Below are 22893 nucleotides of genomic sequence, written 5' to 3'. Positions count from 1 at the left end.
GAGTCACGGTGCGGATAAACGCCCGAACGGGCGGCAGCGCAGGGCCCATTTCCCGCGCCAGCATCGATTTCGTCCTGGGCCGCTCCACCAGCATCTTCGCGCTCGTGCTCTACGCCCTGTCGCTGCCCGCGGTCCTGGCCCAGATGCCTTTGCACAGCTTCTGGTGGGATCTGGTCTTCATGGCGGGGATCCCGGCCGCAATACTGTGGACGATGCTCGTTCGGAAGTCGCTCGTGTGGCTTCGGATCGGTGCCGGAGTTGCCGCTACTTTAATGATCTCCAGCTACCTCACGTGGTTTCTGGGGTTGCCCGGCGACGGCAGTCACCTTGGGTCAAGGCCCTGGTCATGGGGCGTAGCCGGTGTTGGCATCGCCCTGGCCGCCATCGCTTCAAGCGTTGGGGCGGCAGTGGTCTATGGAACAGTGTTCTGCGTCCTGATTGTGTTGGTGCCGCTGATGGCGGCCGGTGACACCCCGGTCGGGTCCGGTGCCGTTCAAGACGCGCTCCTGACCGCTGCTTTGGCCGTGGTGATCATCGCGCCGATCACGGCGCTGCGCAGAGCAGCCTCAGCTTCGGACCGGGCATCGGTTGCGGCCGTTGCCAGCTTCGCTGCCGCTGCCCGCGCAGAGGCCATCAGGGTTGAAAGATCCAGGCTGGACGCGCTGATCCACGATACGGTGATGGCGACGCTCATTGTGGCGGGCCAGGCCCGTTCCCCCGAGGTGGTGGAGGCAGCGCAGAAAGCCGCCGTCAACGCCCTTTCCGACCTGGCAAGTCTGGGCGGGGAGCCGAACGCGGACGATGCGTTTGTGGGTGAGGACGAACTCGTCAATCGACTTCGTGCAGCCACAGCCCGGTACGGGCCCGGCATCAGCTCTGATTCAGGTCTTGCGGAACCGGCAACCCAGTGGGCCATTCCGTTGGGTGCGGCGCGTGCGCTCATCCAGGCAGCAACCGAAGCCGTAAGAAACAGCTTCCTCCACGCGCCCGCCGCGCCGGCTGAACTGAAAATCGCATGCCGGCCGGGGTCGGCTGCCAGCGGCCCGGAAGTGGCAATTGACATCACCGACGGCGGACCAGGATTCGACACGAGCACGATCCCGCAGGAGCGGCTGGGCGTCCGGGTGTCCATTATCCAAAGGATGCGCGAGGCAGGCGGCGAAGCCCGGATCACGTCGAGCCCGGCCGGCGGAACCCATGTCCGCCTCACATGGAGGATGCCCGCGGATTATGGATAACGCCATTACACGGCCTCTCATTCTGGCCCTCGGCCTGCCATTCCCGGCGGCCCACATTCTGCTCGGCCTGGCCAACCTGGGCACCGTGACCTCAATCTGGAATGCACTGGCCGCCATGGCCATCTGCCTCGTGCTGATGGCCGTCGTTACATGGCCAGGCAAGGGCAGGACCCTGCCACGGTTCCACGCGGCGATGGCCGTTGTCGGCGTCGTTCTGATGGACCTGCTGGTCATGACGGTGCTTCCTTCCGACGTCCATCCCGGTTACGCCGCCTGGCATTGCGGGGCTATCGAGATGCTGATGGTGACCGTCGCCATGAGAAACAGGGTGGCACTGGCATGGCTGGGCATAAGCCTGTTCGCCATTTTGGACTTCAGTGGCTCGATGCTTCACCGGCTGAGCGTTGTGGACGGGCTCGCCCTGGTGGTCACCCCGCTGATGTGGATCGGCATTGCAACCGCGGTGAGCAAGGTGTTGCGTCGCTGCGTCGATCAGGCCCGGACATACACCAGCCAGGAGACTGAAGCGGCCGTCCGCCTGGCCCGGGAAGAAGCGCGCCGGCTGGCGCAAACCCACTGGACCCGCGAGCTTGACCGTCTCGCCCGTCCCTCACTGGAACTCATCGCACGTGGTCCGCTGTCGGAGCAGGATCGCCAGGACTGCGCCCTTTTGGAAGCCCAGCTCCGCGACCAGATCAGGGGCCGCGCTCTGGCAACACCTGAAGTGCTGCGAGCTGCCCGGAGGGCACGGGCGAGAGGAGTCAAGGTGGACATCCTGGATGACCGGGAGACAGAACTTTCCACTGCTGTCCTGAGTGAAGCATCTGCGCTGCTGAGCACATCACTGGAGAATGCTGACGGGGGATTCGTCAGGGGACGGGCCCTCCCTTCCGGGTCGAAGACGGCCGTGACCATCCTCGCCTACGATGAGTCGGCGGATCGGGATGAGGTCTACGTGGAGATCAGGGAGCGGCAACCCACGGAATAGGGTGGCTGCTTCGGCGAAGCGCACCCGCCGAATTCGCTCGCCGGCACACCTTGACGGACCCGGCCGTCACCAGTTTTGGTGACAATTCACTGAATCGGGCGTCGCAGCGGCGCAACGCTACCCGGAATATCGATAACGTTTGGGCAGGGCCTGCTGCGACGGCTTTTTTGGGGGATCGTCGCAGCAGCCCTGAACAGGAGGGGCCCCTTCCTACGTAAAGATGTCCGCCACGTACCTGCCGTGCGTGCGCTCCACCTCGTCCATCCAGGCATCGGCATCCGCTTCGGAAGCGCCGGTGGCTTCCTGATAGATGCGCTCGCAGGTCTCGCGGACCTCCGGCGCCATGTTCTTCCCGTCGCCGCAGACGAACACCGTGGCGCCCTGCTGCACCAGGTCCTTGACGTCCTCCCGGTCCGCCCAGAGCCGGTGCTGGACGTACTTCTGCCCGTCGGTCGGCGCCTTGGAGAACACCGGCCGCAGGTCCAGGTTGGCCTGCTCCGCCCAGGACTCCAGCTCCGTCCGGTAGAGGAAGTCGGTGTCCGGTGCCCGGCAGCCGAAGAACAACAGGGACTTCGCCGGCTGGATGTCTTCGGTCTGGGCCCGCAGAGCCCGGTCCTGAACGAAGCCGCGGAACGGCGCCAGCCCGGTCCCGGCACACACCATGATGACCGGCATGGCCAGGGACTCCGGCGGGTGGAAGGCAGCGTTCGACGGCCGTACCGTCACCGCCACCCGTGATCCCGGCCGCGCCTGGGCCAGGTACGTGGAGGCCGCCCCCTCGAAGGTGCCGCGTCCGGACCACGCCGGGGCCTGGATGACGGCGAACGTCAGGGTCGCGTGGTCAGGGCTCCAGAGCGGCGACGACGAAATGGAGTACCGCCGCGGGGTCAGCTGGGTGAGCAGCTGCAGGAACGACGTGAGCGGCAGCTGGCACGACGGGTACATCTCCAGCAGGTCCAGCAGCGAGACGCGCTTGTCAACGATCTCCGCCGCATGCCGCTCCCGGTCCTGAGCCAGGGCCTGCAGCTCAGCGCGCTGGGCCGGATCCCCTGCCACCTCGGCCAGCTGCTCCAGCAGGGGCCGCGTGGCCGGAACGGAAAGTTCCACGTAGCTGCTCAGCAGCTCGCCCACGGCCACGGGCGTGCCGGTGGGCAGGAACGTGTCCCCGTGCTCCATGGCCAGCACCACGTGGGAATCGTAATCCAGGCTGAAGCGCGTGAGCGCCCGCTGCACCAGGTCGCTGGGGTTCAGCGGCAGCACTGCCAAGTAGTCGCCGGCCCGGTAGCTCATGCCCTCCGGCAGCGCGATCTCCACGTGCCGTTTGGACCGTGCGTCGGGTTTGCTCAGGTCCACCAGTTCCCGGTTCACGACGACGGTGCCCACGGACAGACCGTTTTGCCGCAGGAACGTGTCCCGGACGTTGCCCACGAACTGGACCTCCAGCTGCGGCTTGCCGGTGGGCGCACTGGTCCGCTGGCCGAGGGCGGCGTCCACCGCCGGCCAGAACCCGGCGTACCACTCCTCGAAATCACCGAAGAAGTCGCCGCGGGCGTTGGCCTCGCCGCGTTCGTAGATCCGCTCGGCGCCGGCCGCCTCGAGCCGCGCGTCGATGGCCTTGGGCACCTCCTGGTACGTCCTAGCCCAGTCCCGGTTGCCGTTGCCGAACACCGTGTACCGCACCCCGGTGAGGCTGCCCGGCTGCAGGCTTTCGGTCCAGGTCATGAACTTCTTGGCGTTGTCCGGCGGCATCCCCTCGTAGGAGGAGGCCACGACGGCGACCAGCCCCACCGTGGGCAGCCCCCCGGCCGCCGCGTCCAGCGGGGCGATGGTGGGGCTGTAGCCCCGCCGTCCGGCGTCGTTCGCTATCCGCTGCGCGAAGTCCTGGGACGTGCCCGCATTGGACCCGTACAGGACGCGTACCGGAACGCCGTTGGCGGCGGCAACCGCCAGCGCCTCCGCCGTCCTTGGCTGTCTGCCGCTTTCCTGTCCGCTGTCTGCCTGCCCCTCCGACGGCGGCACTTGCCGCTGCGACGATCCGGACGTTCCGCCGTCGGACGTGGATGTACAGCCCTTCCGGCTTCATGGTGAGGGTGTGCTTGATGTGCAGCTCATAGTTCGGATCCGCGGCAGTGATGTCGAAGCGCTGCAGGGCCTTGGCCAGGAACAGCTGGGCCTCCTGCAGGGCAAACCCGCGCCCGATGCAGGAGCGCTGGCCGTTGCCGAACGGCTTCCACGCGTTGGCCGGAATGGACCCGACGCGCTCGGGGGAGAACCGGTCCGGGTTGAAGAGTTCGGCGTCCTCGCCCCACGCCGATTTGTCCCGGTGCAGCTGCGGGATCAGCACCATGAGGGTCTGGCCCTTGGAGATCTCGTACTGGCCGCCGATCACCGTGTCCTCGTAGGGTGCCACGTTGAACGCCGGGGCGGTGGGCCATAGCCGGAGCGTTTCCTTGAGGATCTGGTCCAGGTACCCCAGCTTGGGCAGGTGCTCGAACCGGGCGGCTTCGGTGCCCAGCACCTCGTCCACCACCTCGCGGGCCCTTCTCAGCACCTCGGGATGGCGCAGCAGCTCGTACATCATGAAGGTGATCAGGCCGCTGGTGGTCTCGTGCCCCGCCACCAGGAAGGTGACCATCTGGTTGCGCACATTGTCCTCGGGCAGGCGCTCGCCGGTTACCGGGTCCGCCGCATTCAGCATGGTGTCCAGGATGTCCTCGCTGCCCGGCGGGTTCGGGTTGCGCCGCCGGTCGCTGATGAGCTGCTCGGCCACCTCGAGCATCAGCGCGTTGTCCTCCTCGAGCTGGTGCCGCTTGCGGATCATGAGCTTGTTCTGCACCGGAAGCCGGGTGGACCTGTCCCGGGACTCACTCAGGGCACGGACCATGGCCCCGATGAACGGGTGCATCTCGTCCCGGTAGAGGCTGTTGAAGCGGTAGCTGAACGAGCACAGGGCAATGGTGTCCAGTGTGAGCCGGGTGGCATTGTCCGCAACGTCGATCCTTGCCGCGGGGCCCAGCCGCTCCCACTTGAGCAGCAGCTGCTCGAGGATGTCGTCCATGCCGGCGAACATCTTGGTCAGGGCTTTCGGTCCGAATGCGGGCATCAGGATGCGGTGCGCCTTTTGCCAGTTGGGTTCCTCGGTTTCGGCAGTGAACAGTCCGTCGCCGATGAAGTCGCGGACCTGGCGCAGGGAGATGCCGAGCACCTTGCCGAAGCGGGTCTCGTCGCAAATCTCGTTGACGAGCTCCTGGGAGGAGACGGCGATCATGCTGCGGCTGAAAACCTGGATGCGGACGATGGGGCCGTACTCCTCGGCGACTTCCATCAGGCCCACGACTCCCTGGCTGGTGTCGATATCGGGCAGGTTGCCTACCAGGGGCTTGGGCGGCGGCTGGGGGATCGGGGTGGTCTTGGGGCTTTGGGCGCTGGTGGCGGGGCTGCCGCTGTTGGCGGCTTTGCCGGGGCTGCCGCCGGTTTGGGCGCTGTGGGTGGGGTGGTTGCTGGGATTGTTGGGGTTGCTGGGCGCAGGCATCGGGCCCTCCTAGGCGGTCTGCATTGACACTTGTGCGCTAGTTTTGTTGGTTCCTGTTGCCGGGAGGGGCGCCGGTGCGCGCTGTCTCTTGGCTTGAGCTTTCGGCGGGGCTGGCCGGGCGTCACGGGCCGGGCTCGACCTAGGATACTCCCCTTGGATGCCGGGGACCACGGGTATTTTCTTGCGCCGGTTCGGGTGGGTTGTGCGCTCCGTGGACCTGCCCGGGCGCGGCTGTCGCTCCTGCTCCGGACGTAAGACCGGCCCTGCGCCGCATGACCGGCCCTGCGCCTCATGACCGGCCGGGGCCGCGGCCGGTCATGCGGCTTGGGGCCGGTTTCGGTGGCTGGGGGCAGCCGGGATCCTCAACGTCAGCTGAAGATTTCCGCAGTTCAGGAAAGGCCCGGTCAAGATTTTCTCAGCTTATCCACATATGCGGGCGAATCGGTTTCGCTGGCCTGCCAGGCATGCTCCCATGTTAGGAGCATGCCGCCAACCACACGTCCGGCGGCCTTTTATGGGGAGATCTAATGTCAAAGCATCTGGCACCTGCCGCTGTGCGGCGCACGCCTCAGGACCTACGTCATGCCGTTCCGGGCCGTCCCGTTCTGAGCCGTGCCGTCCGGATAGGCGCAGGCGCGGCGTTCCTGGCGGTCTACGCTTTTGGATTCCAGGGCGCTGGCCCGGTTCTTTCGTCCGGCCTGTCCTCCGGGCAGGTGGCGGCAGACCTGCGCGGTGACGCCTCAGCCAACGTGCCCGTCGGGTCGGTCACGCTTGCCTCGGCTGCCCTTGCTTCGGCTGCGGAGGGCTCTGTTTCGGGCGCCCTCGCTGCAACCGGCGGTGCCGTCTCGGCCTCCGCAGACGCGTACGTGTCCTACAGCCGTACGGTGGTCTTCACCGCGGCAAAGCCGGTGCGCCACAAACTCCATGCTGCATCAAGCAAGGTGCAACGCCCCGCGGCAGGAACCCTGATGGCACCGGTGGAGGTCCTTACCCCCACCTCGCACTTCGGGTTGCGGACGAGCCCCATCACCGGCTCGGCAGGTGAGTTTCACTGGGGCCAAGACTTCGCCGCCGCCTGCGGAACCCGCGTGTTTGCAGCGGATTCCGGCGTGGTGCGGACCGTGGGATGGCACCCGTGGGGCGGCGGCAACAGGGTGGAAATCGACCACGGCAACGGCCTGATCACCACCTACAACCACCTTGAGGGCATCGGCGTAAAGAAGGGCCAGTCGGTCCAGGTGGGGCAACTCATCGCCAAGGTCGGGACCACGGGGTCATCAACCGGATGCCACCTTCACTTCGAAACCATTCTGAACGGCAAACACACCGACCCCGACAACTGGACTCTCCTGCGGCTGCGCCACTCGGGGCCCGTTGCCAACGTCAAGATGACCGACTACGGGAAGGCTGGCACCGCTACGGAGACCCCCTCCTGGGCCGTTCCGGTGGAGGCCAGCGCCCGCCGCGCAGCGTCAGTCGAAGGGCATGAGTCGCCCGCCGTTGCCGTCTCAGTGGCCAGGTCTTCCTCTGCCTCCGCCGCGTCTGTTTCCGCAGCGCAGCCTTCGTACTGGTGGGCCGTGGCTCCGGCGCAGTGGGTGGCCTCGCCTAAGCCGGTAACGCCGGCTCCGGCACCGAAGGTGGCCGCGCCTAAGCCCAAGCCTGCAAAGCCGGTTCCGGCACCGAAGGTGGCCGCGCCTAAGCCCAAGCCTGCAAAGCCGGTTCCGGCACCGAAGGTGGCCGCGCCTAAGCCCAAGCCTGCAAAGCCGGTTCCCGCGCCGAAGGTGGCCGCGCCCAAGCCCAAGCCGGTTCCGGCGCCGGTTGTTGTGCCCAAGCCCAAGCCGGTTCCGGCACCGGTTGTTGCGCCGAAGCCTGCAACGCCAGCTCCGGCTCCGGTTGTTGTGCCGGCTCCTGTGGTTGCGCCCGCTCCGGCACCGGTTGTTGTGCCGGCCCCCGTGGTTACGCCGGCTCCGGCACCGGTTGTTGTGCCGGCTCCTGTGGTTGCGCCAGCTCCGGCACGGGATGTTGCTCCGGCACCTGTGGAGGCTCCGGTTCCAGTGATTACGCCGGCTCCGGCACCGGTTGTCGCGCCGGTTCCCGTTGCCGTTCCGGCTCCTGTGGTTGAGCCCGCTCCGGCACCGGTTGTCGCGCCGGTTCCTGTTGCCGTTCCGGCTCCTGTGGTTGCACCGGAACCCGTCGTTGCTCCGGTTCCGGCTGTTGTGCCGGCTCCAGTTGTTGTGTCGGCACCGGCGGTTGCTCCGGCTCCGGCACCTTAAGCCAGTGCCGCTCCGAGCTCCACAACGGTTCCTGCGCAGCAGGTAACGCAGGAGGGTGTTTCATTGAGTGTGTAAGGGTCCGGTCTCTAACTAGGGTGTGACCTGCGGTTTCACCCCTGAAAGGACGGGCCCTCTTGGCCGAGATCAGTATGACCACCAACCCCCTTGAAGGCGTTTTGAGCGCCGACCAGATCGACGCGCTCGTCACGGCCGCCGAAGACCTCGGAGAAGGCCGCAACGGCGTGGAGGAGCTGCTCTCCCGAATGACCCGCGCGGTCCTGGAACGGGCCCTGGAAACGGAGATGAGCGACCACCTCGGCTACGAGTCCGGAGACCCCGCCGGGCAGGGGACGGGGAACTCCCGCAACGGCAAGACCACCAAGAGCGTGCAGACCCTCCAAGGGCCGGTGCAGGTCACCGTGCCGCGGGATCGGAACAGCTCTTTTGAGCCAGTGATCGTGCCTAAGCGGGCCCGCCGGCTGGGCAAGGTCGAAGACATGATCCTGTCCCTTTACGCCCGGGGAATGAGCACCCGGGACATCGGCTCCCATCTCGATGAGATCTACGGGACCAAGGTCTCCGCCGCAACGATTTCCAGGGTCACGGACGTGATCGCCGACGAGGTCGCCCAATGGCAAAACCGGCCGCTGGAGTCCGTGTATCCGATCGTCTACATCGACGCGATCTGGCTGAAAATCCGGGACGGCGGGGTGGTGGTGAACAAGGCCTGCCACTTGGCCGTAGGCGTGGACGTGGAGGGCCGCAAGCAGGTCCTGGGCCTGTGGCTGGGCACCAGCGAGGGGGCGAAGTTCTGGGCCAACGTGCTGACCGAGATCCGCAACCGCGGAGCGGCCGACATTCTGATCCTGTGCTGCGACGGGCTCACCGGGCTGCCGGCAGCGGTGAACAGCATCTACCCGCAGACCGTCGTGCAGACCTGCGTCGTGCACCTGCTGCGCTCGGCGATGAAATACGCTTCCTACGGAGCACGCAAAGCGATGGCCCGGGACATGCGCCCGATCTACACCGCGCCGACGGTGCAGGCCGCTGAACTGGCCATGGAGGCCTTCGCGCAGGCCTGGCAGAGCACAGCTCCCGGGGCGGTGCTGGCGTGGCGGAACGCATGGGAGGACTTCACCCCGTTCCTGGCCTTCACTCCGGAAATTCGGAAGGTCATCTACACAACGAACCAGATCGAATCGATCAACTACCAGCTCCGGAAAATCACCAAAACCCGCGGCTCGTTCCCCTCCGACGAGGCCGCAATCAAACTGGTTTACCTAGGAATCAGAAACATCGAAACCACCCGCGGCGGCGAGCTCGGAACCGGCACCCAGGGCTGGCACCAGGCACTGAACGCTTTCGCCGTGCAAGTCCCCAACCGACTTCCGCTCTGACCATTCGGTAGGACGGATAACCGACCGGTCCCTTACACAGAAAACTTGACACCCCCTAACGCAGGAGTCTCCGGAGGAAGTGGCGTCGGCACCAGCGGCTGCACCGGCTGCTGGTGCCGACTGACACTGAGACGGAAGCGCCGTAGGAAGGGCTCCTGGTGCTGGCCAGATGATGATGGCTTTGTAGAAGCGGCTCCGCCACGCGAGCTATCAGTGGGTCGGACATTTGCAGCCGGTCTTGCACCTGCGAAAATGACCGCATGACCCACGAACAGCACCACACCGCTTTCGAAGCCGCCTATCTAGCCGCCCAAAAAAGCCTCAGCGAAGGCGGCATCCCCATCGGAGCAGCGCTCGCACGTGGCGGCGTGGTCATCGCGAGCGGCCACAACGAACGCGTCCAAAACGGGGATCCGATCGCGCACGGCGAAATGTCCGCACTTCGCGCGGCGGGCCGGCAGACGAGCTACCGGGACACCACGCTCTACACCACCCTCGCCCCCTGTGCCATGTGCACCGGAACCATCATCCAGTTCAAAATCCCCCGCGTGATCGTGGGTGAGGCCCGCACGTTCGACGGCGAGTTCGACCTTCTGCAATCACGTGGCGTTGAGGTGCTGGTCCTGGATGATCAGCGCTGCGTGGACATGATGCGCACCTTCCAGGACAAAAACCCGGACCTGTGGGCAGAGGACATCGCCGAACAGGACTCATAGAAATATGAAGGGCCGGAGGCCTGCGCTCCTTCAGAGTATCTAGTTGTGGTTCGGCAGGGTGAGGATTTCGGCTCCGTCCTTCGTAATGGCGATCGTGTGTTCGCTGTGAGCCGTCCGGCAGCCGGTCGCACTTCGGAGCGTCCACCCGTCGGCATCAGTGACGAGCTGGGCCGTGTCCGCCATGACCCACGGCTCCAGTGCAAGCAGAAGGCCCGGCCGCAGTTTGTACCCGCGGCCGGGCCGCCCGGTGTTTGGAACGTGCGGGTCCTGGTGCATGGTTGATCCGATGCCATGACCGCCGAACTCGGTGTTGATGGGGTACCCCGCCTCGCTGAGAACCGAGCCGATGGCATGGGAGATGTCGCCGATGCGGGCCCCGGGTCCGGCGGCTGCTATCCCCGCGCTCAGCGCGCGTTCGGTCGCGTCGATCATCGCGACGCTTTCCGCGGGCTTTGATTCACCCACGATGAAGCTGATGGCGGCGTCTGCAGCGACCCCGCGTTTGGAGACGGCGAGGTCGAGGGTCAGCAAATCGCCGTCGGCAAGCGTGTAGTCGCGTGGCAGCCCGTGAAGCACGGCGTCGTTGACACCCGTGCAGATGTAGTGGCCAAACGGCCCGCGTCCGAACGACGGTGCGTAGTCGACGTAGCAGGACTCCGCTCCAGCCTCGCGGATCATGTCCTGGGTCCAGCGGTCGATCTCCAGGAGGTTCGTGCCCACCGCGCTGCGGCTCTTCAGCGTGTGCAGAATGTCGGCCACCAAGGCGCCGGACTCTTTTGCTCGGGCCAGTTCGGCGGGGTTCAGGATCTCGATCATGCGGCGGCCCTTCTCGTCTACCAATAACTATACCGGCCATATTATCCCGGTATTAGTATTGGAGCCATGGTCAGGTTGCCGCTTACATCAGCAGAAGTGGAGCGCGGAGAGCGCCTCGGTGCCCTGTTGCGTCGCGCCCGGGGTGGCCGTTCGATGCTGGAGACGGCGCTCGACGCCGGTGTCTCACCGGAGACCCTCCGCAAGATCGAGTCTGGCCGCGTAGCGACCCCTGCCTTCCCGACCATCGCCGCGATCGCCGATGTCCTGGGCCTCTCACTCGACGCAGTCTGGGCCGAAATTAACCAGCCCGAACGCGATGTTGAACCGGTCGGCTCCGGGCGCAGCGCCCGTGAGCGTTTGGCCTCGTAGGCCCGCAATCCCGCAGTCCAGCGACTCGTTGCAGCACTCGACAAGGCGCCGCCTACGCGTTTCGGCGCTCCTTCGGCGCCACGCCGCCCAAGCGCTGCGTGACCTGCCGGGCCGCTGCGGCGCAGGCCTCGCCGAGGCTTTGCAGGGTGTCGGGGGAGACCCTGAACTTGGGCGCAGGGATAAGGACGGCGGCCGCGATATCGCCGCGGTGGTCGTACACGGGGGCCGCGATGCCGACTTCCTCGATGGACGTCTCGCCGTAGTTGACGGCCCAGCCGCGCTTGGTGACTTCCTCGAGCCGCTGCACGTACGCGTCAATGGACTGGTCGTCGAGACCGGGGAGGGTAACGGTGCCGCTGCGGAGCAGGGTGCGGACGCGTTCGGGCTGTTCGGTGGCCAGGAAGATCTGGACCGAGGCGCTAAGCGCTGTGTTGTAGCGGGCACCGAGCGGGGCCGTGTGCTTGACCTGCTGCCGACTGGCGATCTGTTCCACGCACATGGACTCGGTGCCGTTCCACACCATCAGCGCACTGGTTTCGCCGGTGCGTTCGGTCAGTTCACGCAGCACCGGATAGGCCACCCGGCGCTCCTCGAGCTCGGCCAGCAGCGGCCCCGCCACCGCGATGAGGCCCAGCCCCAGGCGGAAGCGCCGCGTGTCCGCGTCCCGCTCCACCAGGTGCTCCTGCTCGAACGTGGCAAGGATCCGGGACACCGTGCTCTTGTGCAGGCCCACCCGGCTGGCGATCTCGGTGACGCCCAGCATCGGCTCGTCCGCTGTGAAGCTGCGCAGCACCGCGATGGCGTTGACGATCACAGAGGCGCCGCGGGCGTCGCCGTTGCCTGCGTCTTTACCTTCGGGGCCGCCGCTTGCGGGGGCACTGTTCGCTGTAGAAGCCGGGGGAGTCATGGTGTTCACTATATTTCTTCGCTGTCGTGCTTCCGGTCTTTATTGCCACGCGGAAGCGGTGGCGGGCATGCCCTCCCGGCCGCCCGCCGTCGTCGTACTTAACCCAAGGCTGCTAAAACAAGAGCCTTGCTGACAACGGCCGGCGGGGGAGGGCATGCCCCAGTTACCCCGGTGTTAGGCGCTGACGATGTTGTGCTCAGGGCCGAACGGGAACTTGGTGATGTTCTCGGCGCCGTCCTCGCCCACAACCAGGATGTCGTGCTCGCGGTAGCCGCCGGCGCCGGGCTGGCCGTCGAGGACGGTGATCATCGGTTCCATGGAGACCACCATGCCCGGTTCGAGCACGGTGTCGATGTCCTCGCGGAGCTCGAGTCCGGCCTCGCGTCCGTAGTAGTGGCTGAGGACGCCGAAGGAGTGGCCGTAGCCGAAGGTGCGGTTGGCGAGCAGGCCGTGGGACACGTAGATTCTCGTTGAGCTCGGCGGCGATGTCCTTGCAGACGGCGCCGGGCTTGATGAGTTCCAAGCCGCGGCGGTGGACCTCGACGTTGATGTTCCACAGCTCAAGGGAACGGGCATCCGGTTCGCCGAAGAACAGCGTCCGCTCCAGGGCCGTGTAGTAGCCGGAGGTCATGGGGAAGCAGTTCAGGGACAGGATGTCGTGTTCCTGGATCTTCCGGGTGGTGGCCCAGTTGTGCGCGCCGTCGGTGTTGATGCCGGACTGGAACCAGACCCAGGTGTCGCGGATCTCCGAGTTGGGGAAGGTGCGGGCGATCTCGTGCACCATGGCCTCGGTGCCGATGAGGGCCACCTCGTACTCGGTGATGCCGGCGGTGATGGCGTTGCGGATGGCCTCGCCGCCGAGGTCGCCGATCCGGGCGCCGTGCTTGATGACCTCGATTTCCTCGGCGGACTTGATCATGCGCTGGCGCATCGCGGCCTGGGCCACGTCCACCAGGGTGGCCGACGCGAAGGCGGCCTGGATCTTGTTGCGGTTGTCCAGCGGCAGGGAGTCGTCCTCGACGCCGAGCCGGCGGACGCTGATGCCGCGGGTGCGCAGGATTTCCTGGATGGCGTGGATGTAGTTGTCCCGGCGCCAGTCGGTGTAGACGAGGTTTTCCCCGTAGCTGCGGCGCCAGGGCATCCCGGCGTCGATATTTGCTGTGACGGTGACCGTGTCTTCCTTGGTGACCACCATGGCATATGAGCGGCCGAAGTAGGTGAACAGGAAGTCGGAGTAGTACTTGATCGAGTGGTAGCTGGTTAGGACGACGGCGTCCAGGTCCTTCTCGGCCATGATGCTGCGCAGGCCCGCGAGGCGGCGCTCGAACTCTTCATTCGAGAAAGTCAGGGAGACCTTTTCGCCGTTGTTGAGGACCTTGAGGCGCTCGAGCTTGGCGACGTCGTTGACAGCTTCATTCTCTGTGATGGTCATTCTGTTCTTCCTTTTCTTTCTTGGGTGGGTGTTTGTCAGTGCTGCTGCAGGGGCTTCTTGGAAGTCTCCACGGCGAACAGGACTGCGATGAGGGAAACCAGGGAGGCGGCCACGAGGTACCAGCCGGGGGCGAGCTTGTTGTGCGTAAGGCCGATGAGGAGCGTGGCCATGAACGGGGCGGTGCCGCCGAACAGGGCGTTGGAGAGGTTGAAGCTGACGGCGAATCCGCTGTACCGGGTCTTCGTGGGGAAGAGCTCGGCCAGGAAGCTGGGCAGCGTGCCGTCATTGAGGGTGAGCATGCCGCCCAGGAGGATCTGGACCAGCACGATCACCAGGAAGTTGCCCGTATCCAGGAGCATGAACGACGGCACCGTCAGCAGCATGAACAGGACGGACGCGGTGATCAGCATCCGCTTGCGGCCGAACCTGTCCGAGGCGATGCCCGTGAGGAAGATGAAGCCGATGTAACTGGCCAGGGCGATAGTGGTGGCCAGGAACGATTCGCCGGCGCCGAAGCCCAGTTCCTCGGAGAGGTAGGTGGGCATGTAGCTGAGGATGACGTAGAAGCCGACGGCGTTCAGCAGCACCGCGCCCGTGGCGATGATGAGCTGCCTCCGGTTGTTCCGGAACATGTCCCTGGCGGGATTTTTGGTCTTGTTTTCGTCCGCCGCCAGGGCGCGGAAGGCGGGGGTGTCCTCGAGCTTGGTGCGGATGTACCGGCCGATCAGGCCCATGGGGGCCGCGAGCAGGAACGGCAGGCGCCATCCCCAGTCGTGCAGCTGGGATTCGCTGAGTGTTGTGGTCAGGAGGGCGGCCAGGAGGCTGCCCAGCAGCAGTCCCGCCGCGGTGCTTGCGGGTACGACGGCGGCATAGAGTCCGCGCCGATGTGCGGGTGCGTACTCCACCAGGAATGCGGAGGCGCCGGCGTACTCGCCGGAGGCGGAGAAGCCCTGGACGACGCGGACCAGCAGGAGCAGGACCGGCGCCAGAAGGCCGATGGTGCCGTAGCCGGGGATCAGGGCGATGCAGAACGTGGCCACGGACATGATGACGATCGAAAGCGACAGTGCTTTCCGCCGGCCGAGCCGGTCGCCGATGTGGCCCCAGAAGAAGCCGCCCAGGGGACGGACGAAGAAGGAGACGGCGAAGACGCCGAAGGTTGCCAGGAGTGCTGTCTGGCGGTCGGCCTCCGGGAAGAAAACTGTGGAGATGATGCCGGCCAGGTAGCCGTAGACGGCGTAGTCGAACCACTCGACGAAGTTGCCGATGAAGCTCGCGGTGATGACCCGGCGTCGGGTGTCCTTGCTGACGTCGTCGCCGGTGTGGGGTTGCTCGGTGCCGGGCTGGCCGTTCAGCGGCTCTGCTGCTCCAGCCGATTGGGTTATCGGGTGTTCCATGTGTCCACCAATAAACTTGGGGTTGCTTCTGTTGCAACACTGTTGCACCAGAATAGGCGTGACCCGGCTCACGCGTCAATGCCTATTTCGCATCTCGCTTGGCGCGGCACCACGACACGTGCGTCCAAACCGCGCTGGAGCATCCTGATTGTTCGTTGCTTTTTTAGCAACTAAGTTGTTGCTGGCGCGCCAGCCGTGGGCACGCCAAGGAGAAAGGCTTCCTCACCTTTCGCAGGGTTTCTCCCGACGCGTCCTCACCTTTTGTCGGGTTTTCCCAAACGCGTCCTCACCTTTGGTCGGGGTGCCGGGCTTCTTCGGGACGCGGGCGGCCTCGAGCGTCTGCTCCGGGGTGTTGGTGGAGATAACCAGCTTGTCGCGGTGAGGCTTGAAGTGGCCCTGTAGGTGCTGGCCGGCGGTAGACGCGCCATCCGGCGTCGACTTTCTGGATGCCGGCTTCGTACTCATGCTGGTAGCGATCCTCAAGCCAGTTGTACCTGTCCAGGTTCTCTGCATCCAGAATTGCGCGGACAGCTTCCTTGCTCGGCACGTCCTGAAGGCCCACCACCTGGTCCGGCTGGAGCGGGAGGCTGCAGATGGGATCAGCCGCCGCTGCTGGAGCCCGGCGTAATGTGAAGTGTGCCGCCGACCTTGGTTCGCTGGAAGAACTGCCTGAACCCATTACGGTGCACCCCACGTGTATGTGGATTCACACGCGGTGTACCTCACGTTTGCGTGCGTAGGCTCGTGCGGCGCGGACTCTGTCGCCACAACGGGTTGAGCACCATAGCCGTCGCGCGTGGGTGCGGAGAAAGAATCGCTCGCACGAGTCCGCTTCGCAGGACGCGAGCATGGATGCTTGGTCGCCGCTTAGCAGCGAGGCAGCATCTTCAGCGATCACAGCCATGACGTGCTCGACGACCTGTGTCATGGGATGGTCGGCACTGCGAGTGAACCCTGCTGCCGGGTCGAACCGTAAAAGCAGCGCGCCGGGGGCGCAGGTCAGCGCACGGTTAACGGCATGCACTGCCCCTGTCGTGGGGAGATCTCCGGTGGTATGCGCAGTATAAAGATCGCGCAGATCTGCGCGCAGCGCTGCAAGTCTGCCCCGGCAGTGCTCGTGCAGCACGGACTCCGGTGCGACGAGATCGCGTGCCAGTAGCCACGCCGCCGCAGCCTCAGGGCTGCCCAATTCGTCGTAGCGTTTGCCTCCGGGCAGCCCGCTTGCGCTGTTGACCAGCGCGAGGGAGGGATGCTCCTCTGCACCTGGTGCGGCAGCTAGCAGTGTGTCCGACATGTTCCTCATGGTATCAGTTCCATTTAACCGTGAGGTGTCTGCTACGCTCCAATCACGTTAAAAAGCACTTGTTTCCATGAGGAGTTTGTATGCAGTTCGGACGACCATCCGGCACGGCCGCGTTCACGCTGTCCGTGCTCTCCGCGGGCGGCACCGGTGTCGGGATGACCGCTGAGGAGGGGCTCGCGAGTACGATTTCGCTGGCACGGACAGCTGACCGGCGGGGGTATCACCGGTTCTGGATGTCTGAGCATCATGCGATGGGAGCGACGTCGGTGTCCTCACCACCGTTGATGGTCGCCCGCCTCATCGCCGAGACGACGCGCATCCGCCTTGGCGCCGGAGGGGTGATGCTGCCCAACCACTCCCCATTGCTGATCGCCGAGCAGTTCGGGATGCTTGAGGGTCTGGCCCCCGGCCGGATCGATCTCGGGCTAGGACGTGCCCCCGGCACTGACGGGGCGACTGCCGCAGCCCTGCGGCGGGGCGCGGACGCCAACGACGGATTTCCACAGCAAGTGCTCGAGTTGCTCGGGTTCCTGGGTGACAAGTTTCCTCCCGGACACCCGTACCGGCACGTCCACGCGGTGCCCGGCCCTTGGCAGGCAAGGGAAAACCGGGTGCCTCCGCCCTCGGAGGCCCCGGAGGTATGGGTGCTAGGCTCCTCTCCGTACTCCGCGCAGCTGGCCGGGCAGCTCGGCCGACCGTATGCGTTCGCGTTGCAGTTCGGCGACGCTGACATCGAGGCGGCCATGTGCCTCTACCGTGAGAGCTTCCGGCCCTCCGACGTGCTCGCCGAGCCCCACACCCTCGTCAGCGTGCCCGTGGCGATCGGCGACGACCCGGCTGAGGCCAAAAGGCAGGCGGCGACGTCGGCGATGGCGATGCTGCGCATGTTCAAAGGTGAGGGTTACTTGCTCCTGCCTCCGGATGAGGTCGAGGCGTATCCGGCCACGATCCAGGAGCGGCAGATCCTCGACGCCTACACCAACCGCAGTTTTCATGGCACCGCCGCTACTGTCGCCGACCGTCTCGAAGCCTTGCACGAGCGCACTGGTGTTGACGAGGTGATGCTCGTCGTCGGCGGCCACTCGGCATCCCTGGACCAACGAGGTATCGCCCTGATCGCCGACCAATACGACCTCCCATACCTGAGCGCCCCGTTACTGCCCGCCGCGCTGTAGCGCACCTACCAACTTTCCACACGTTCACAATCACCCCTTGAAGGAGAACCCCCATGACCGCTCCACGCCGAGCCCTGATCGTCATTGACGCCCAAGAGGAGTACTTCGACGGACTGCTCCCGATCCAGTACCCGTCGCGGGATGAATCCATCGCCCGCATCCGGACCGCGATCGACACCGCAAATCAGACCGGAACCTCGATCGTGCTGGTCCAGCACGAACTCCCGGCAGAAGCCCCAGTGTTCGCATCCGGGTCAGTAACCTGGCAGAACCACCCCGAGGTAGCCGCCCACGAGAATGTAGCTGGCAAGCGCATCAGCAAGCAGTTCTCCAGCATCTTCGCCGACACCGACCTCGAAGCCTGGTTGCGTGAACAGGACATCGACACGATCACGCTCGTTGGCTACATGACTAACAACTGCGTGATCGCCTCCGCCGCGGCCGCCGAGCCCCTCGGCTTCGCCGTCGAAGTCCTCTCAGACGCGACCGGAGCGATCGACCTTGCCAACGACGCCGGCACGGCGCCAGCACGCCAGGTCCACGAAACCCTCATGGCACTGCTGCACTCGAACTGGGCCGCCGTCGCCGACACGGAGACCTGGGCCACAGCACTGCATGCGGGCACGCCAGCGCCCAAGGGTGACCTCATCAGCTCCGCAGCACAAGGACGCAGCGCCCAATAGAACACCCGGGAGTTTCCCCGAAGCAGCCGTGGCTGGGTTGAACTCGGATATGAGTTGGAGGAGGCGGGGTGGCATTCGAACGGCCCCGCCTCCCTCGTGATCGCCCTATCTCGCGCCCGTCTGTCGGGGTGCCTGTTGCGATGGAATGCAGGAGTAAGGCTCACGCATGCCTGGCCGCATTCCAGCAGTACGGCATGCAGCCTGGCCCCCTGCTCTTCGAACGAAGCGGCAACCTGGTCTGGGCGCTGCTGGCATCCTTGTTCATCGGCCTGGTGATCCTGGTGATGATCAACATCCCGTTCGCCTCCGTCTGGGCGAAGCTGCCGAGCATTCCCCAGCACTACCTCTACGCAGGCATCACCGTCTTCTCGATGCTCGGCGTGTACGCGGTTAGCTCGGCGGTGCTTGACCTGTGGCTGCTGATCGGCATCGGCCTTATCGGATTCCTGATGCGCCGCTACAACATCCCGCTGGCGCCAGAACTAATCGCAGTGATCCTGGGCCCGATAGCCGAAACCCAGCTCCGCCGCGCGCCGTCCAGCACCTCCGCCACCGAGCCAGCCGTAAGGTCTAGCTACCGGAGCAAAACCATCAAGGGCCCCTGATCTCTCGATTGCCTGCATAAACAATGAAGAGGTCAGGGGTTCCTTCATCTATGCTGCTGACGGCGGCGGGAGCCCAAAGCTCCCGCTGCCCTTCTGACAGTCGAAGCGTTGACTGGTTCAGTCGTTGCGCACGCTGTAGGTGCTCACGACGTTGCCTTTGCTGGTCCTGTACTGGTCCTTTAGTTCCAGCCTGGTCAGCGGGTCGCCGGGCTCGAACAGCCGCCGCCCGCTGCCGGCCACGACGGGGTGCGTCATGAGGGTCAACTCATCCAGGAGGCCGGCGAACAGGAGTTGCCGCGTGACTGAAATGCTGCCGCATACGGCGATCTCGCCGCCGTCGCGCTTTTTAAGATTTGAAACGAACTCCTCCAGCGGTGCCTCGATCAGGTGCGAGTTTTCCCACTCCAGCGGCTCCGAGAGGGTGCGCGATACGACGAACTTTTCCACGGGGTTGATGAAGGCGGCGAAGTCCTCGTCCCGGGAAGCGTTCGGCCAGTAGCCCGCCCATTCCTGATAGCTGACCCGCCCGAGAACGACGGTGTCCACGGTGTTGATCATCTTGGTCAGTCCCTTGCCCAGGTCCTCATCGAAGCTGTCGAACTGGAACTTGAACGGGTCCTGCACCACGCCGTCCACGGAGTGGAACAGTCCGGCGGTCACTTTGCGCATCGCATCCTCCAAATAGGGTCGTCAGGGATTACGGTATTCGGCGGCGGCCGCCGGGGGAAGGCATTGCGCGTTGAAACCGAGCGGCTGACGGGCGGCCGTTGCCCGAGTCTTAGGCTAGGGCCAGGGATCGCCGTCGATACCTAGGGGGACGCCATGACGCAACGCGCTGCCTTCGGCCTCACCGCGGCCTTCGCGCTATTGCTTGCGGGATGTTCGGCGCCGCAGGCGGATCCGCTGGCGCCGCCGGCTTTGCCTTCGGTTCAGCAGGAAATGCCGACGGTGGTCGAGCAGAGTGCGGGAGGCAAGAAGGCCGTGGTGCATGCGGGAGTGTCGTCCGCCCCCGAGGAAAGCGGCCAGCTCATCGGCAGCCTTGGTGCGGATGAGGCCGGATGCATCGTGGTACGGGCTAATGACGGGGAAGAAACCACTCTGGTCTTCCCGGAAGGCACCGCTTTCAAGGGCGAATCACTTGCTCTGCCGGATGGTTCATCCCTGTCTGAGGGGGACAACGTGGCCCTGGACGGTGCGCGTGTTCCGGCTGATGAGAAATTGAGCGTGTGCCCGAACTACTTCAGGCTCTTCTCAGTCGTAAGAGCCACCGTCAACCCATAGCGGCAGGATGTGAGGAAGCGTCGGGCTGGAGGCGGCAGGATGTGAGGACGCGTTGGGTTGGAGGCGGCAGGATGAGACGTCAACACCTCCCCGAGTCGGCTGCCGGGCGGATCCTGGCCGTAATAATTCCGGAAACACACTCGCAACGGGTGATCTCCACCGTGGGACAGTGCTTCTGCGCCATGGCCTGCATGACCTCCACTACCCGCATGCTGTTCGCCTTCAGCCGCGACGGCGCCGTTCCCGGCGCCCGCCTCTGGACCCGCCTGAACAAGAGCGGCGTGCCGCTGTACAGCGTGGCCCTGGTTGCCGGCCTGGCCATCGTCCTGGCACCCCGGCCGCAACTACAAGTGGCTAGGCACCATCGCCGTGGTGGAGATTGCACTGGCCACGGTGATCGCTCTCCTGCCGACCTCACCGCTCGGGGCTCCGTGGAACCCTGACTTCGAGTGGAAGTACTTCAACTACACGCCGCTGGTTGTCGGCGGAACCCTGCTGGTGCTGTGGCTCGCCTGGGAGCTCCGGGTCAAGAACACCTACACCGGCCCCCGCCACACCGTGGACCTGCCCGCCGGGCTCACCACGGCCGACGAACTGGAGCTCGAGTAGGAGGAGCACCACCCCGGCAACCATCACCACGCAGTCCGCGGTGGCGAGCAGGAGAAGCCCGACGCCGGCAATCACCGGGCGTAGCGACGCACCAACTCCGTAGTTCAGTACGTACAAGTCCTGAGTAATGACTGAGGGCCCGGCCGCGCGAGAGCACAGCCGGGCCCTTCCGTGTCCTCAACGCTCCCTAACTTTTCGTCGGGTTTTTCCCGACGCGTCCTCACCTTTCGTCGCTTCCTTTCCAACGCGTCCTCACTTTTCGTCGGGTTTTTCCCGACGCGTCCTCACCTGGCTCGTCTTTTTCTGGACGTGGAAAATCCAGGCGAGCACCGCCGTCGGACTTCCGGATGGGGTATCTTGCGGATATCCGATCGGAGCCAGCTAAGAGGAGTCATCGTGGAGTACATGCTTTTCATCTGTACCGATCCCACAGCGCCGAAGTATGTGGCCGCCGAGGACAATATTGAGGAATGGGGTGGCGAGATGGAAAGCCGCGGTGTGGCCCTGCACGGGGACAGGCTGCGCCCTGTTGAGGATGCGACCACTGTGACGGTTCGCGGGGGAGAAGTGGTGGTCTCGGACGGGCCGTTTGCGGAGACGCAGGGGTGGATCGCGGGCTACGACATCATCAAATGTGCCGACCTCGACGAGGCCATCGAGGTGGCGTCCAAGCATCCCATGGCGAAATTCGGACAGATCGAGATCAGGCCGGTGTGGCCGCTCGGGGAGTAGCTTGCCCATTTTTCCCGCACGCTCACTCCCATTTCGCTGAGAAAGGCAGCAAGGTGGTTAACATCAGTAACGTGCTGACCCACGACGAGCCCCTGCCGCGTCGCCCATTCCGCGTAGCGGTTGCAGGCGTGGCCGGCAGCGGCAAAACGACCCTTGCGAGCCGGATCGCCGGCATCATCGGTGTACCCCACGTTGAGGCCGATGCCCTGTACCACGGACCCAATTGGGTGCCTCGCGAGTCCTTCCTGGACGATGTTCGCTCGATGGTTGCACGTGACTCATGGACTACCGAATGGCAGTATGCCGCAGCGCGCCCACTCATGACCGAGCGCGCCGACCTGGTCGTGTGGCTGGACCTGCCCTTTTGGACAACGACGCTGCCGCGCCTGGTCCGACGAACGCTGCGCCGCCGTCTTAAGCGTGAAGTCCTCTGGAACGGCAACGTGGAGCCGCCATTGCACACGTTCTTCACGGACCCCGACCACATTGTCCGCTGGGCCATCTTCACACGCTTCAAGTACCGCGCCAAGGTCTCGGCACTCGAGGCGACGTCGCCCCAAGTAGCGGTGGTCCGGCTGCGCTCTCAGCAACAGGTGGAGCAGTGGCTGGCAGGACCACTCCGATGGGCCGTAGACGAAAGCGCTCGGTACAGTTCGCACGCCTTGGAGCCTCGCGGGTAAAGGGCGCGAAACTGCACCCGGCCTTGGAAAAAGGCGGATCGTTTTTACGGCGTGAGCGGACCGCGGATGACGCGCAACGCGAGGCCGGCGTCGCCGTCGAGCACGGCCGTTTCGGAGAGGCTGGCGCGGCCCCAGAGGCCCAGGTACATGTCCTGTGGCGCTGCGGTGACCGATGCCGCGGCGTCTCCCGTTCCGAAAGTCCATGCCGTGCCGCCGGGTACGCGGAAGGTCACGGCCTTTCCCGGGTCGGTCATTCGCTGCAGCCGGAGCTGCCGCGGGGCAAACGTCGCCAGCGCCTCGTCGATCCCGTCGAGCATGAAGTCCTCAGTGAATTCCGGTGCCGCCAGACCTGACGCCTGGTGCGCGTCGACGAGGTGGATGGCGTGTTCGTGCGCCTGCCGGCGGAGCCAGAAACCGGCCGTGCGCGGGGGAGGTCCGAAATTCCAGCACGGCGCCCCGGGGTCCAGGGAAGCCATCGTGGCCAGAAAGTCAGGCGCCCCGTCGAGGAACCACGTTGCTGCTTTCTCCGCTGGTGGTGCCGGCTCCTGGACGTACTCGCCGCCACGAACCACTGCGGCAGCCCACCGTTCCATCGAGCCGAGATGCCCGAAGAGCACATCCAGTGTCCATCCCGGACAGGCCGGAACTGGGCTTTTAAGTGCGACGTCTGGCTGGCGCGCCAGGGTTTTGAGGGCGCCGAGGCTGCTGGTGAGTTCGGCAAGGTGGCGATCGGGCAACATTGGTCGAGCATAACGCTCAC

General features: G+C 65.3%; 20 protein-coding genes and 4 pseudogenes. 14 read left to right on the top strand and 10 right to left on the bottom strand.

Annotated elements, in window-relative coordinates:
• Positions 1–8: 8 nt before the first annotated feature.
• Together ACHMXB_RS12065 and ACHMXB_RS12060 are read left to right on the top strand one after the other, a co-directional pair.
• Entirely contained in the window at positions 9–1238 is a 1230-nt protein-coding gene (locus ACHMXB_RS12065; RefSeq protein ID WP_395398553.1) for a sensor histidine kinase, read from the top strand.
• Positions 1231–2226, top strand: a complete 996-nt coding sequence (locus ACHMXB_RS12060) for a hypothetical protein (RefSeq protein ID WP_395398552.1) — start codon at positions 1231–1233, stop codon at positions 2224–2226. The genes ACHMXB_RS12065 and ACHMXB_RS12060 overlap by 8 nt, the downstream gene beginning before the upstream one ends.
• A 210-nt stretch (positions 2227–2436) precedes the next feature.
• On the opposite strand, the gene ACHMXB_RS12055 is transcribed toward ACHMXB_RS12060, so the two are convergent.
• Positions 2437–4245 (bottom strand): sulfite reductase flavoprotein subunit alpha, encoded by a 1809-nt coding sequence (locus ACHMXB_RS12055; RefSeq protein ID WP_395398551.1) that lies wholly within the window; start codon positions 4243–4245, stop codon positions 2437–2439.
• 100 nt (positions 4246–4345) lie between these two features.
• Positions 4346–5758, bottom strand: a pseudogene (locus ACHMXB_RS12050) (cytochrome P450); the annotation flags it as partial.
• Positions 5759–6285: 527 nt separating this feature from the next.
• Here ACHMXB_RS12050 and ACHMXB_RS12045 point away from each other — a divergent pair.
• From ACHMXB_RS12045 to ACHMXB_RS12035, 3 genes are all read left to right on the top strand, one after another.
• A complete protein-coding gene (locus ACHMXB_RS12045) occupies positions 6286–8031 on the top strand; it encodes a M23 family metallopeptidase (protein ID WP_395398550.1) in 1746 nt (581 codons plus the stop codon).
• Between the two features lie 149 nt (positions 8032–8180).
• On the top strand, positions 8181–9428 hold the full coding sequence (locus tag ACHMXB_RS12040; RefSeq protein WP_395405248.1) for an IS256 family transposase: 1248 nt from the start codon (positions 8181–8183) through the stop codon (positions 9426–9428).
• A 260-nt stretch (positions 9429–9688) separates the two neighbouring features.
• Positions 9689–10144 (top strand): nucleoside deaminase, encoded by a 456-nt coding sequence (locus ACHMXB_RS12035; RefSeq protein WP_395398549.1) that lies wholly within the window; start codon positions 9689–9691, stop codon positions 10142–10144.
• 39 nt (positions 10145–10183) lie between these two features.
• Here ACHMXB_RS12035 and map read toward each other — a convergent pair whose 3' ends face one another.
• Positions 10184–10960, bottom strand: a complete 777-nt coding sequence (gene map, locus ACHMXB_RS12030) for a type I methionyl aminopeptidase (RefSeq protein WP_395398548.1) — start codon at positions 10958–10960, stop codon at positions 10184–10186.
• A gap of 66 nt (positions 10961–11026) precedes the next feature.
• Between map and ACHMXB_RS12025 the strand changes: the two genes are divergently transcribed.
• A complete protein-coding gene (locus tag ACHMXB_RS12025) occupies positions 11027–11329 on the top strand; it encodes a helix-turn-helix domain-containing protein (protein WP_395398547.1) in 303 nt (100 codons plus the stop codon).
• A gap of 52 nt (positions 11330–11381) precedes the next feature.
• Here ACHMXB_RS12025 and ACHMXB_RS12020 read toward each other — a convergent pair whose 3' ends face one another.
• The 5 genes and pseudogenes from ACHMXB_RS12020 to ACHMXB_RS12000 form a co-directional block, all read right to left on the bottom strand.
• The gene (locus ACHMXB_RS12020; protein ID WP_395398546.1) at positions 11382–12236 is read right to left on the bottom strand and encodes an IclR family transcriptional regulator; all 855 of its coding nucleotides are present in this window, start codon (positions 12234–12236) and stop codon (positions 11382–11384) included.
• Positions 12237–12410: 174 nt separating this feature from the next.
• Positions 12411–13668, bottom strand: a pseudogene (locus ACHMXB_RS12015) (aminopeptidase P family protein).
• Between the two features lie 35 nt (positions 13669–13703).
• Complete coding sequence (locus tag ACHMXB_RS12010) at positions 13704–15065, bottom strand: MFS transporter (RefSeq protein ID WP_395398545.1); 1362 nt, start codon at positions 15063–15065, stop codon at positions 13704–13706.
• 222 nt (positions 15066–15287) lie between these two features.
• A complete protein-coding gene (locus tag ACHMXB_RS12005) occupies positions 15288–15530 on the bottom strand; it encodes a hypothetical protein (RefSeq protein ID WP_395398544.1) in 243 nt (80 codons plus the stop codon).
• A gap of 241 nt (positions 15531–15771) precedes the next feature.
• Positions 15772–16359, bottom strand: coding sequence for a CGNR zinc finger domain-containing protein (locus ACHMXB_RS12000; RefSeq protein WP_395398543.1), 588 nt, complete (start codon positions 16357–16359; stop codon positions 15772–15774).
• A gap of 89 nt (positions 16360–16448) precedes the next feature.
• Here ACHMXB_RS12000 and ACHMXB_RS11995 point away from each other — a divergent pair, with 89 nt between their 5' ends.
• The 3 genes and pseudogenes from ACHMXB_RS11995 to ACHMXB_RS11985 form a co-directional block, all read left to right on the top strand.
• Positions 16449–17543 carry an LLM class flavin-dependent oxidoreductase gene (locus ACHMXB_RS11995; protein WP_395398542.1) on the top strand — a complete coding sequence of 365 codons (1095 nt, stop codon included), beginning with the start codon at positions 16449–16451 and terminating at the stop codon, positions 17541–17543.
• 53 nt (positions 17544–17596) lie between these two features.
• Positions 17597–18226, top strand: a complete 630-nt coding sequence (locus tag ACHMXB_RS11990; RefSeq protein WP_395398541.1) for an isochorismatase family protein — start codon at positions 17597–17599, stop codon at positions 18224–18226.
• A 119-nt stretch (positions 18227–18345) separates the two neighbouring features.
• A pseudogene (locus tag ACHMXB_RS11985) lies at positions 18346–18792 on the top strand (tripartite tricarboxylate transporter permease); the annotation flags it as partial.
• A gap of 156 nt (positions 18793–18948) precedes the next feature.
• Here ACHMXB_RS11985 and ACHMXB_RS11980 read toward each other — a convergent pair.
• On the bottom strand, positions 18949–19500 hold the full coding sequence (locus tag ACHMXB_RS11980; protein WP_395398540.1) for a dihydrofolate reductase family protein: 552 nt from the start codon (positions 19498–19500) through the stop codon (positions 18949–18951).
• A 153-nt stretch (positions 19501–19653) separates the two neighbouring features.
• On the opposite strand from ACHMXB_RS11980, the gene ACHMXB_RS11975 reads away from it, so the two are divergent.
• The 5 genes and pseudogenes from ACHMXB_RS11975 (at position 19654) to ACHMXB_RS11955 (ending at position 22133) form a co-directional block, all read left to right on the top strand.
• The gene (locus ACHMXB_RS11975; protein WP_395398539.1) at positions 19654–20112 is read left to right on the top strand and encodes a hypothetical protein; all 459 of its coding nucleotides are present in this window, start codon (positions 19654–19656) and stop codon (positions 20110–20112) included.
• 71 nt (positions 20113–20183) lie between these two features.
• Positions 20184–20381, top strand: a pseudogene (locus ACHMXB_RS11970) (hypothetical protein); the annotation flags it as partial.
• A 37-nt stretch (positions 20382–20418) separates the two neighbouring features.
• Positions 20419–20721, top strand: a complete 303-nt coding sequence (locus tag ACHMXB_RS11965; RefSeq protein WP_395405393.1) for a hypothetical protein — start codon at positions 20419–20421, stop codon at positions 20719–20721.
• A 405-nt stretch (positions 20722–21126) separates the two neighbouring features.
• On the top strand, positions 21127–21453 hold the full coding sequence (locus ACHMXB_RS11960; RefSeq protein ID WP_395405246.1) for a YciI family protein: 327 nt from the start codon (positions 21127–21129) through the stop codon (positions 21451–21453).
• 53 nt (positions 21454–21506) lie between these two features.
• Positions 21507–22133: an AAA family ATPase gene (locus ACHMXB_RS11955; RefSeq protein WP_395398538.1), complete on the top strand. Its 627-nt coding sequence runs from the start codon at positions 21507–21509 to the stop codon at positions 22131–22133.
• Positions 22134–22177: 44 nt separating this feature from the next.
• On the opposite strand, the gene ACHMXB_RS11950 is transcribed toward ACHMXB_RS11955, so the two are convergent.
• Positions 22178–22873 (bottom strand): maleylpyruvate isomerase family mycothiol-dependent enzyme, encoded by a 696-nt coding sequence (locus tag ACHMXB_RS11950; protein ID WP_395398537.1) that lies wholly within the window; start codon positions 22871–22873, stop codon positions 22178–22180.
• Positions 22874–22893: the final 20 nt, after the last annotated feature.

This window comes from Arthrobacter sp. UC242_113, assembly GCF_044054585.1.
Taxonomy (GTDB): domain Bacteria; phylum Actinomycetota; class Actinomycetes; order Actinomycetales; family Micrococcaceae; genus Arthrobacter.
Note: the sequence above shows the minus strand (reverse complement) of the source record. Positions and strands in the feature narration are given on the sequence as shown.

Bases quoted from the DNA above. Each gene is read 5' to 3' on its own strand.
- ACHMXB_RS12060 (WP_395398552.1), top strand. From the start codon at position 1,231: ATGGATAACGCCATTACACGGCCTCTCATTCTGGCCCTCGGCCTGCCA.
- ACHMXB_RS12045 (WP_395398550.1), top strand. From the start codon at position 6,286: ATGTCAAAGCATCTGGCACCTGCCGCTGTGCGGCGCACGCCTCAGGAC.
- ACHMXB_RS12040 (WP_395405248.1), top strand. From the start codon at position 8,181: ATGACCACCAACCCCCTTGAAGGCGTTTTGAGCGCCGACCAGATCGAC.
- ACHMXB_RS12035 (WP_395398549.1), top strand. From the start codon at position 9,689: ATGACCCACGAACAGCACCACACCGCTTTCGAAGCCGCCTATCTAGCC.
- map (WP_395398548.1), bottom strand. From the start codon at position 10,960: ATGATCGAGATCCTGAACCCCGCCGAACTGGCCCGAGCAAAAGAGTCC.
- ACHMXB_RS12025 (WP_395398547.1), top strand. From the start codon at position 11,027: ATGGTCAGGTTGCCGCTTACATCAGCAGAAGTGGAGCGCGGAGAGCGC.
- ACHMXB_RS12020 (WP_395398546.1), bottom strand. From the start codon at position 12,236: ATGACTCCCCCGGCTTCTACAGCGAACAGTGCCCCCGCAAGCGGCGGC.
- ACHMXB_RS12010 (WP_395398545.1), bottom strand. From the start codon at position 15,065: ATGGAACACCCGATAACCCAATCGGCTGGAGCAGCAGAGCCGCTGAAC.
- ACHMXB_RS12005 (WP_395398544.1), bottom strand. From the start codon at position 15,530: ATGAGTACGAAGCCGGCATCCAGAAAGTCGACGCCGGATGGCGCGTCT.
- ACHMXB_RS12000 (WP_395398543.1), bottom strand. From the start codon at position 16,359: ATGTCGGACACACTGCTAGCTGCCGCACCAGGTGCAGAGGAGCATCCC.
- ACHMXB_RS11995 (WP_395398542.1), top strand. From the start codon at position 16,449: ATGCAGTTCGGACGACCATCCGGCACGGCCGCGTTCACGCTGTCCGTG.
- ACHMXB_RS11990 (WP_395398541.1), top strand. From the start codon at position 17,597: ATGACCGCTCCACGCCGAGCCCTGATCGTCATTGACGCCCAAGAGGAG.
- ACHMXB_RS11980 (WP_395398540.1), bottom strand. From the start codon at position 19,500: ATGCGCAAAGTGACCGCCGGACTGTTCCACTCCGTGGACGGCGTGGTG.
- ACHMXB_RS11975 (WP_395398539.1), top strand. From the start codon at position 19,654: ATGACGCAACGCGCTGCCTTCGGCCTCACCGCGGCCTTCGCGCTATTG.
- ACHMXB_RS11960 (WP_395405246.1), top strand. From the start codon at position 21,127: ATGCTTTTCATCTGTACCGATCCCACAGCGCCGAAGTATGTGGCCGCC.
- ACHMXB_RS11950 (WP_395398537.1), bottom strand. From the start codon at position 22,873: ATGTTGCCCGATCGCCACCTTGCCGAACTCACCAGCAGCCTCGGCGCC.